The organism is Xenorhabdus santafensis (assembly GCF_033949405.1).
In the GTDB taxonomy this organism is placed as follows: Bacteria; Pseudomonadota; Gammaproteobacteria; order Enterobacterales; family Enterobacteriaceae; genus Xenorhabdus; species Xenorhabdus santafensis.
This window is the reverse complement of the sequence record NZ_VCDN01000107.1, coordinates 1-9546: the sequence shown is the minus strand read 5'-3', so window position 1 is coordinate 9546 and position 9546 is coordinate 1. Positions and strand designations below refer to the sequence as shown.

The 9546-nt window shown below is 45.6% G+C and carries 9 protein-coding genes; 7 read left to right on the top strand and 2 right to left on the bottom strand.

Features of this window, described 5'->3' with window-relative positions; translation table 11 throughout:
• The 6 genes from ftsY to FE392_RS18270 form a co-directional block, all read left to right on the top strand.
• On the top strand, positions 1-1273 hold a 1273-nt coding region (gene ftsY / locus FE392_RS18295; protein ID WP_319931598.1), incomplete at its 5' end, for a signal recognition particle-docking protein FtsY.
• 6 nt (positions 1274-1279) lie between these two features.
• Positions 1280-1945, top strand: a complete 666-nt coding sequence (ftsE, locus tag FE392_RS18290; RefSeq protein WP_319931597.1) for a cell division ATP-binding protein FtsE — start codon at positions 1280-1282, stop codon at positions 1943-1945.
• Positions 1938-2918, top strand: coding sequence for a permease-like cell division protein FtsX (gene ftsX / locus FE392_RS18285; protein WP_319931596.1), 981 nt, complete (start codon positions 1938-1940; stop codon positions 2916-2918). The genes ftsE and ftsX overlap by 8 nt, the downstream gene beginning before the upstream one ends.
• A 228-nt stretch (positions 2919-3146) precedes the next feature.
• Positions 3147-4004 (top strand): RNA polymerase sigma factor RpoH, encoded by an 858-nt coding sequence (gene rpoH, locus FE392_RS18280; protein WP_319931595.1) that lies wholly within the window; start codon positions 3147-3149, stop codon positions 4002-4004.
• A gap of 162 nt (positions 4005-4166) precedes the next feature.
• Positions 4167-5432 carry a GntP family permease gene (locus FE392_RS18275; protein ID WP_319931594.1) on the top strand — a complete coding sequence of 422 codons (1266 nt, stop codon included), beginning with the start codon at positions 4167-4169 and terminating at the stop codon, positions 5430-5432.
• 43 nt (positions 5433-5475) lie between these two features.
• Positions 5476-6609 (top strand): glycerate kinase, encoded by a 1134-nt coding sequence (locus FE392_RS18270; RefSeq protein WP_319931593.1) that lies wholly within the window; start codon positions 5476-5478, stop codon positions 6607-6609.
• A 41-nt stretch (positions 6610-6650) separates the two neighbouring features.
• Here FE392_RS18270 and FE392_RS18265 read toward each other — a convergent pair whose 3' ends face one another.
• The gene (locus FE392_RS18265; protein ID WP_319931592.1) at positions 6651-7838 is read right to left on the bottom strand and encodes an MFS transporter; all 1188 of its coding nucleotides are present in this window, start codon (positions 7836-7838) and stop codon (positions 6651-6653) included.
• A gap of 217 nt (positions 7839-8055) precedes the next feature.
• On the opposite strand from FE392_RS18265, the gene FE392_RS18260 reads away from it, so the two are divergent.
• Positions 8056-8523, top strand: coding sequence for a MarR family transcriptional regulator (locus FE392_RS18260; protein WP_319931591.1), 468 nt, complete (start codon positions 8056-8058; stop codon positions 8521-8523).
• Positions 8524-8668: 145 nt separating this feature from the next.
• Here the strand turns inward: FE392_RS18260 and FE392_RS18255 are convergent, their stop codons facing one another.
• A complete protein-coding gene (locus FE392_RS18255; RefSeq protein WP_319931590.1) occupies positions 8669-8971 on the bottom strand; it encodes a helix-turn-helix domain-containing protein in 303 nt (100 codons plus the stop codon).
• Positions 8972-9546: the final 575 nt, after the last annotated feature.

Here is a 9546-nt window from a genome sequence, read left to right as displayed (position 1 = left end):
CTTAGCCGAAGAAGCCGCCCGTCGTGCTGCGGAAGAGGCAGAACAGCAACGCTTGGCGGAAGAAGCTGCCCGCCGCGCTGCGGAAGAGGCAGAACAGCAACGCTTGGCGGAAGAAGCTGCCCGCCGCGCTGAGGAAGAAACAAAACAGCAACGCTTAGCCGAAGAAGCAGCCCGCCGTGCTGCGGAAGAAGCAGAACAGCAACGTTTAGCGGAAGAAGCTGCCCGCCATGCTGCGGAAGAGGCAGAACAACAGCGTTTAACCGAAGAAGCCGCTCGCCGTGCTGAGGAAGAAGCAGAACAACAGCGTTTAGCCGAAGAAGCTGCATTACCTAAAGAGCAGGAACGCCCAACCAAAGAAGGTTTTTTTGCGCGCTTAAAGCGTAGTTTGGTGAAAACTCGCCAAAACCTTGGCTCCGGCTTTTTGGGGTTATTTCGCGGCAAAAAAATTGATGATGATCTGTTTGAAGAATTGGAAGAGCAATTACTCATTGCCGATGTGGGAGTTGAAACAACCCGCAAAATCATCACCAGCCTGACAACCCACGCCAGCCGCAAAGAATTGAAAGATGCGGAAGCGTTGTATTCTAAATTGAAAGAAGAGATGTCAGGCATTCTGGCAAAAGTTGATAAGCCGCTGGAGATTGAAGGTAAATTCCCTTATGTCATCTTAATGGTGGGCGTAAACGGCGTCGGCAAAACGACCACGATTGGTAAATTGGCGCGCCAATACCAGTCTCAGGGCAAATCTGTCATGCTGGCAGCCGGGGACACTTTCCGTGCAGCAGCCGTAGAACAATTGCAAGTTTGGGGAGAACGCAACAAAATCCCTGTCATTGCCCAGCATACCGGAGCCGATCCAGCCTCAGTGATTTTTGATGCCATTCAATCAGCCAAGGCGAAGGGTGTTGATGTTCTGATCGCAGATACTGCAGGACGATTGCAGAACAAATCTCACCTGATGGAAGAGTTGAAAAAAATCGTTCGGGTAATGAAAAAGCTGGACGAAGATGCGCCGCATGAAATTATGCTGACATTGGATGCCAGCACAGGCCAAAACGCAGTAAGTCAGGCTAAACTATTCCATGAGGCTGTGGGATTGACGGGTATTTCTCTGACCAAGTTGGATGGTACTGCGAAAGGCGGCGTTATTTTTGCCATCGCTGACCAATTTGAGATCCCAATTCGTTACATTGGTGTTGGGGAAGGCATTGAAGATCTCCGTCCATTTAAGGCAGACGATTTTATTGAAGCTCTTTTTGCCCGAGAGGATTAACTATAAATGATTCGCTTTGAACAGGTCAGTAAAGCTTATCTTGGGGGACGGCAAGCGCTGCAAGGGGTGGATTTTCATCTGCTCCCTGGGGAAATGGCATTTTTAACCGGTCATTCAGGCGCCGGTAAAAGTACACTTCTGAAACTTATCTGTGGCATTGAACGTCCTAGCGCAGGCCATATTTGGTTTTCGGGCCATGAAATCAGCCGATTGAAGTCTCGTGAGATCCCTTTTTTACGTCGCCAGATTGGTATGATCTTTCAAGATCACCATCTGTTGCTGGATCGTACAGTCTACGAAAATGTGGCTATGCCCCTTATCATCTCAGGGGCAAGCACAGAAGATATTCGCCGGCGGGTATCTGCGGCGCTGGATAAGGTTGGTTTACTGGACAAAGCGAAAAACTTCCCTATCCAACTTTCCGGCGGTGAGCAGCAGCGTGTTGGCATTGCCCGCGCGGTTGTGAATAAACCAACCGTTTTGCTGGCGGATGAACCGACAGGAAATTTGGATGGGGAATTATCTGAGGGGATCATGCGCCTGTTTGAAGAGTTTAACCGGGTTGGCGTGACGGTACTCATGGCTACCCATGATACCGCTCTCATTGAACGAAGAAACTATCGTATCCTGACGTTGGCTCAGGGGCGCATGCAAGGAGGACATCATGGCTAAAAATGTCCGTCATTCAGCGAAAAAAGTACCACCAGCCAAATCCAAGTCCAAATCACTGAAAGGTGGATGGCGCGTCCAGTGGCGCTATGCCTGGAAAAACACCCTGTCAGATATGTTGCGCCAGCCATTGGCGACCCTGCTGACTGTTATGGTCGTTGCTATTTCCCTGACTTTGCCGAGTGTGTTTTTCATCGTTTGGAAAAACGTTAATCAAGCCGTGGTACAGTGGTATCCCGTTCCTCAGCTCACTGTCTATTTAGATAAATCATTGAATGACAACAGTGCCGAGCAGGTCATTGAACAGATAAAAGACATGGATGGTGTGAAATCGGTCAATTATCTTTCCCGCGAAGATGCGGTGAACGAATTTCGTGCCTGGTCAGGGTTCTCCAACGCCTTGGATTTATTGGAAGAAAATCCTCTGCCTGCGGTGGCCATCGTTTCTCCTGAACTGAATTTTCAGGATTCAAAGGCATTGATGACATTGCGTGATAGGGTCGAACAAATCAAAGGCATCGAAGAAGTCCGGATGGATGACAGTTGGTTTGCCCGCTTAACCGCACTGACTTCACTGATAGGCCGTATCGCTGCCGTAATCGGCATCCTGATGGTCGTTGCGCTGCTTTTAGTCATTGGTAACAGTGTCCGGCTGAATATCTCTGGCCGTCGTGAAACGATTAATGTCATGAAACTGATTGGGGCAACGGATGGTTTCATTTTACGTCCTTTCCTCAATGGCGGGGCTTTGCTGGGAATTCTTGGCGCGGTTTTCTCTCTTATCCTCTCATCCTTGTTAGTGTGGAAACTTTCAAATATTGTCACTGAAGTGGCAAGTGTTTTTGGAACGAATTTTAAACTATATGGCTTAGGGTGGGATGAATCGCTGCTTTTGGTGCTGATTTCAGGCATGATTGGTTGGATTGCTGCGTGGTTTGCAACAGTTCAGCACTTACGTCGTTTTAGGCCGGAATGATTTCAGATAGAAAAAAATATTCGCTGATTTTTAAGTGAACTTTTTGACGTAATTGTTGCCAAAATCACAGTTACGGTTTTGTAGTGATACGCATACAAGTCAGACAATTTGAATATGATTTCGATGGTGGTAAAATAGGCGTATCTTTGACTTGGATAAACCTAGAATGGGTTGGTTCAGACAAACTTAAAAGACCATTAATTTGAGTCTAATTTTGAGAGAATTTGAATGACATTAGAAATGCAAACTTTAGCATTAGTTCCACAAGGTAGTTTGGAAGGTTATATCCGCGCTTCCAATGCTTATCCTATGCTTACGGCACAGGAAGAGAAGGAACTGGCAGAAAGGCTGCATTACCAGGGAGATCTGGATGCAGCAAAACAGCTGATTCTTTCTCACCTACGCTTCGTTGTTCATGTTGCTCGCAGTTATGCCGGTTATGGTTTGCCACAAGCGGACTTAATTCAGGAAGGCAACATTGGCCTGATGAAAGCCGTCAGTCGATTTAATCCAGAAGTGGGCGTGCGTCTGGTCTCTTTTGCAGTTCACTGGATTAAGGCAGAAATCCATGAATATGTATTGCGTAATTGGCGTATTGTGAAAGTCGCAACGACAAAAGCTCAGCGTAAGCTGTTCTTTAACCTGCGCAAAGCAAAACAACGTTTGGGATGGTTCAATCAGGATGAAGTTGAGCTGGTTGCCAAAGAATTGGGTGTAACCAGTAAAGACGTCAGAGAAATGGAATCGCGTATGTCAGCACAGGATATGGCATTCGATATGTCCTCTGATGACGATGCTCAAGATAGCCAACCCGTAGCTCCAGTGCTGTATTTGCAAGATAAGGCATCTGATTTTGCTGATGGCATTGAGGAAGATAATTGGGAGAGCCATGCCGCGGATAAACTGTCCGTTGCGATGGAAGGGTTGGATGAACGCAGCCAAGACATCATTCGTGCACGTTGGCTGGATGATGACAATAAAACTACCTTGCAGGAACTGGCAGACAAATACGGTGTATCTGCTGAGCGTGTCAGGCAGTTGGAAAAAAATGCAATGAAAAAATTGCGACTGGCTATTGAAGCGTAAGCACCCATACTCTTAATGATGAAAAGCGATAATATTCTTATCGCTTTTTTTATGCGTGCAAAACAGCATCGGTTGATTTTGAGTTTCAGATCCGTGCTTCATTCAGGCGCGGTTTAAAGGTCAAGCAGGGGAAAGTAGCGACAAGCAGGGGAATAGTAAAAGATGGCAACAGTTTCTGCGGCGGGAGCACTAATTGCTCTGGTGATCGCAATTGGTCTGATATTGCGAAAAGTACCTCCGGTCTACGGCATGATGATTGGGGCATTGGCAGGCGGTTTAATTGGCGGCGCTGATTTAGTCCAAACCGTAAGTTTAATGGTCACGGGGGCGCAAGGCATGACAAACGCTGTTTTGCGCATACTGGCTGCGGGTGTTCTGGCTGGAGTACTGATTGAATCAGGGGCGGCAAACACCATTGCGGAAACTATCATCCGAAAGGCAGGAGAAAATCGAGCATTATTGGCTCTGGCGATAGCGACGATGCTATTGACTGCGGTGGGCGTATTTATCGATGTCGCCGTGATTACGGTCGCTCCCATTGCTTTGGCAATCGCCCATCGCGCAGATTTATCCAAGTTGTCTATCTTGCTTGCCATGATTGGTGGCGGTAAAGCAGGAAATGTTATGTCCCCCAATCCGAATACCATCGCAGCCTCAGAAGGGTTTCACGTTCCCCTGACATCCTTGATGGTCGCTGGCATCATCCCCGGATTATTTGGGTTAGTAATGGCTTACTTTTTGTCAAAACGGCTGATAAACCGAGGATATAAAGTCAAAAATGAGGAACTGACGCTGACAGCCCAAGAAACCCTACCTTCATTTTGGGCTGCGATCTCTGCCCCTGTGATTGCAATCCTGCTGCTGGCATTACGCCCCATTGCCAATATCACAATTGATCCCTTGATTGCATTACCTGTTGGGGGGATCATGGGCGCACTTATCATGGGGCATTGGCGTCAATCGAACAAATTTATCATCTCAGGCTTGAGCCGTATGTCACCTGTTGCCATCATGCTGTTGGGAACAGGGACGCTCGCCGGCATTATTGCTAATTCCGAATTAAAAAATGTGCTGGTTCAGGGGATCACCGCCTCTGGGTTACCTTCCTACTTATTGGCTCCGATATCAGGGGCGTTAATGTCGATGACAACGGCATCTACAACTGCTGGCACTGCGGTTGCATCAGCGATATTTGCCCCGACACTGCTGGACTTGGGTATCAGTGCGCTGGCGGGCGCAGCAATGGTTCATGCGGGGGCAGTCGTACTTGATCACTTGCCGCATGGCAGTTTTTTCCACGCCACGGGAGGCAGTGTACATATGCAGGTACATGAACGTCTGAAACTGCTGCCTTATGAAACATTGGTTGGTTTTACTATCGCCTTTATCTCAACCCTACTTTTTGGTGTATTCGGTTTTTCTGGCTAGGGACTAAGAGAATGCACACCAGAGAACAGGAAGGAAATCCGTCATGAAAATTGTGATTGCCCCAGACTCATTTAAGGAAAGCCTGAGTGCTGTGCAAGTGGCGCAGGCCATAGAAGAAGGATTTCAGGAGATTTTTCCGCAAGCGGATTACATCAAATTACCGATGGCGGATGGAGGGGAAGGAACCGTGGAATCATTGGTTGCGGCAACAGAAGGAAAACATATTTCATGTACTGTTACCGGCCCCTTGGGGCAGCCAGTTGAAGCATTTTTCGGTTTGCTGGGGGATGGAAAAACCGCAGTCATTGAGATGGCTGCCGCATCTGGCCTGCACTTGGTGCCTGCTGAACAGCGCAATCCTCTGATAACAACAAGTTATGGAACCGGTGAGTTGATTTTGGCGGCGCTGGCTCAGGGTGCCAGCAAATTGATTTTAGGTATCGGGGGAAGCGCGACCAATGATGGTGGTGCGGGCATGATGCAAGCTTTGGGCGCAAATTTATCGGATGGTGATGGCCGTATTCTGCCATTTGGTGGTGGTGCATTAATCCGGTTGGAACGCATTGATTTAACTGGCCTTGACCCTCGTCTTAACCAAACAGAACTGACCGTCGCTTGTGATGTAAATAACCCATTGTGCGGAGAACTGGGCGCGTCCGCAGTATTTGGCCCGCAAAAAGGGGCAACACCGGGAATGGTTAAAGCACTGGATTCTGCATTGTGCCATTATGGAACGAAAATCGAATACCTGACCGGCAAAAATGTGATCGATGAAGCGGGTGCCGGTGCGGCGGGAGGAATGGGGGCATCTTTATTGGGATGCTTGGGGGCGAAATTGCAGTCAGGGATTGAAATTGTTATCGATACCTTGAAACTGGAAGACGTTATTCGGGGAGCCGATTTAGTGATTACAGGGGAAGGCCGCATCGACAGCCAGACCGTCTATGGTAAAACCCCCATTGGCGTAGCCCGCGTCGCTAAAAAATTCGCCGTACCCACCATTGCATTAGTTGGCGGGATGAGCTGGGATTATAGCGTGGTTCATCAACATGGGCTGGATGCCGTATTTTCCATTGTACCGGGAGCTTGCACTCTTTCTGAGGCTCTTGCCAATGGGGCTGATAACCTGCGGGTAACGGCACGTAATGTTGCAGCTGTTTGGGCCATGGCTCATTGATGGTTTGGAAATTAAAACACATCACCTCAAGTGAGATGCCATCAAGATTTATCGTGCTGCCGGGTTACGATGCTAGTAAACGCAATCGACAAAGCAAATAACGATGCACCGGACAAAAATATCCACTCATAGTGATTATTGAATAGTAAAAAACTTCCCACTATTGGGCCGGCAGCCATACCGATGTATCTGATGAAATTGTACAGGCCAACCACAGTAGCACGTTGTTCCGTAAATTTTGTCAGCAGTAAAGCGGAATGCGTGGGAGTCGACAGCCCTAAAGTGAAACCGTACAAAGCAGTCACAACGATTAAGGCAGGAATGCCAACCTGATAGGTCACAGAAAACAGCAGGATACAAAACAGATTCAGCAAGCTACTGAGAATCAATCCTTTTTTTTGTGAGAAAAGATGGTGAACCAAGCGATAGCAGTAACTGCCGGCAATCATAGCCAATGACATGGGAGTATACATCCAGCCAATGTCCGCGGGGCTGAAATCATACCTATCATGCAGGATGATGGGTAAAAAAGTCAGAAAGCAGAAATAGCTATAGAACAGCATAAAGCTGACAGCAAAAACGGATTGTGCAATGTGATCGGATAGAATCTGGCGGAACGGTGAAGGTGCTGTATGCCCATTGCCTGATTGGGCTTGTCTGGTTTCTGGTAACCAAAATAAATTAGCGATAAGCAATAGGCCACCAATAACGGCAATAAACTGAAAAATTGCCACATACCCATTCAGCTCGGCTAAATAGCCACCAAGTAATGGCCCGGATGCAGGGGCAAGTGTTAACAGCATTTGATATGTACTGATGGCTTTCGCCCGATGTTGACCTTCGTAGAGATCACCAATAATGGTGGCGGCAATGACAGGAATAGCAGCAATCCCGACAGCCTGTATGATACGAAAGAAAATAAGCCAATAAATATCGTGAGTCATGGCACAGCCGATAGATCCGATCGTGGCGATGGCAAGGGCTGGCAACAAAACGGCTTTTCGGCCGTTACGGTCAGCCAGTGGGCCATATACGATTTGCATAACAGCTAAAACAAATGTGAAAGCTGATACGGTGAGGTTTACCAAGGGCAGAGAAGTATTGAATAACTCTCTGATGGTGGGAATAACGGGTGTGTAAATGTTTTGGGCTAGAGAGCCAAGAAGGGCACTGAAGCATACCAGATAGAAAATGGTTTTTATGTTGCGAACTGAAGTTTGAGTATACATGTCTTTCCTCTATTTTGGTTTCCTTGGAAACAAAATAGAGATTAATTTATTACTAGGATTTGTAAAGATATTTTTTAATATTTTTTGTTATGATGTCATAAATATAAAAAATAGTTTCTTGGTGAAAATAGCCGGGTATTGACTGCCAAACATGCGGTTTTAGGTGATATGGCTTTGAATGCTTTGTTCTTGAAATATTGATTTGGGAATTGTAGTCATGATTAACAGGACAACTTGTCAACGTGAGATCCTTGCCGCTGTTAACCACTTGATACAGCTAAAAGAGAGTGTGAAAAAAGGGCATGATGAAGAAAAACTCCGTGAGTATGGGCTCAACGGTTATTCACTGTCTGAACTGCATGTGATTCAGTGCATTGGAAATGCCGGGTTATTAAATATCACAGCTATCAGCCAGAAGATGAAAATGACTAAAGGAGCCATCTCGAAAATTTGTGCCAAATTGCTCCAGCGTGCGCTGGTTGAGAAATTGAAACTGGTTGATAACCAGAAAGAGATTTACTTTAACCTGACGCTGGAAGGAAAGCAGGTTTTTGTTGCCCACGAAGAGCTGCATCAGCAGGTTGAATCTAATTGGTTAAAAATACTTGAAAACTATTCAGATGAAGAACACTTGGTCATCAAGCGTTTTATTATAGATGTCGCATATGCAATGGAGCGAAATTAATAATTGAATGAATTAATGGCAATGAGCAACACGGCAATATTCTCCAATGCAGCATTAACCAGAGAATTAATATCCAACAGTGTCAGAAGCCTTACAGATTAATAATTAGATTAATCAAAGGCTTCTGACCTTTCTCCTGTTTCATTTAACAACCATTTCTTCCTATAATTGTCTCGGCTATAGGAATATATTGGTCAGTAAGTTTATTAACAGTGCTGTCCTCACTTGGACTTTCTTGGCAGTCTAGGAAAAACCATTCAATTGGTGTGTTCAATATTCTGGCAATATCAACAAGGTGAGTTAAGTTAATTCGGTTTGTCCCTCTTTCATAGCGTGAAAGCTGCTGTTGGCTAATGCCAATTTGCTTCGCTAATGCCGTAGCTGTGATGCCTAGCTCTTTCCTTTTGGTCTGAATGCGTATTCCGACTAATAGATTCGCTTCTTCCATATCTCATCCTTTATATTTTTAATCAGTAAGTTATGGCGCTATCAAGGTGGATTATCCGGAGCTTGAAAATGGTTCGATTTTCTTCCGGCAGTTGCACTGAAAACAGGGCGCCCTGAACGGATTCACTCCTGTTTTACGGCATACCGATTGTTATCACTTGATTCGCCGTTTTGTTTTCTGACATGCGCTTTTTTTAGTACATGATCTTTTTTATTAACATGTTGTGAGAAGCCACCCTTACCGAAGTAAAGTGTGTTCCCCATGATATGAATTACATTTCTCTGTTTTGTCGTTATCCCGGCATCTTCTGTCTGTGTTTTTCTGCTGTGAGGTAAACATCATTCCTACTCTCACGGCATGAGAGATAACTAATATGACCCTAATTTTTTACGTTAAAGCATGTTTATATAATTCAATACATTTAACTTATTGATTATTATTAAAATTAAAGTTTCTCAATAGGAAAAATCTGCAATTAGAAACAAATAAATCCTTAATGTCGTATTATTATACATATACTAATCTTATTGAGACCCTTATTAACGCTATAAACTGGACAAAATATATCAAACTGT

Coding starts and splice junctions, on each gene's coding strand:
- rpoH (WP_319931595.1), top strand. CDS start 3,147: ATGACATTAGAAATGCAAACTTTAGCATTAGTTCCACAAGGTAGTTTG.
- FE392_RS18265 (WP_319931592.1), bottom strand. CDS start 7,838: ATGTATACTCAAACTTCAGTTCGCAACATAAAAACCATTTTCTATCTG.
- ftsX (WP_319931596.1), top strand. CDS start 1,938: ATGGCTAAAAATGTCCGTCATTCAGCGAAAAAAGTACCACCAGCCAAA.
- FE392_RS18270 (WP_319931593.1), top strand. CDS start 5,476: ATGAAAATTGTGATTGCCCCAGACTCATTTAAGGAAAGCCTGAGTGCT.
- ftsE (WP_319931597.1), top strand. CDS start 1,280: ATGATTCGCTTTGAACAGGTCAGTAAAGCTTATCTTGGGGGACGGCAA.
- FE392_RS18275 (WP_319931594.1), top strand. CDS start 4,167: ATGGCAACAGTTTCTGCGGCGGGAGCACTAATTGCTCTGGTGATCGCA.
- FE392_RS18255 (WP_319931590.1), bottom strand. CDS start 8,971: ATGGAAGAAGCGAATCTATTAGTCGGAATACGCATTCAGACCAAAAGG.
- FE392_RS18260 (WP_319931591.1), top strand. CDS start 8,056: ATGATTAACAGGACAACTTGTCAACGTGAGATCCTTGCCGCTGTTAAC.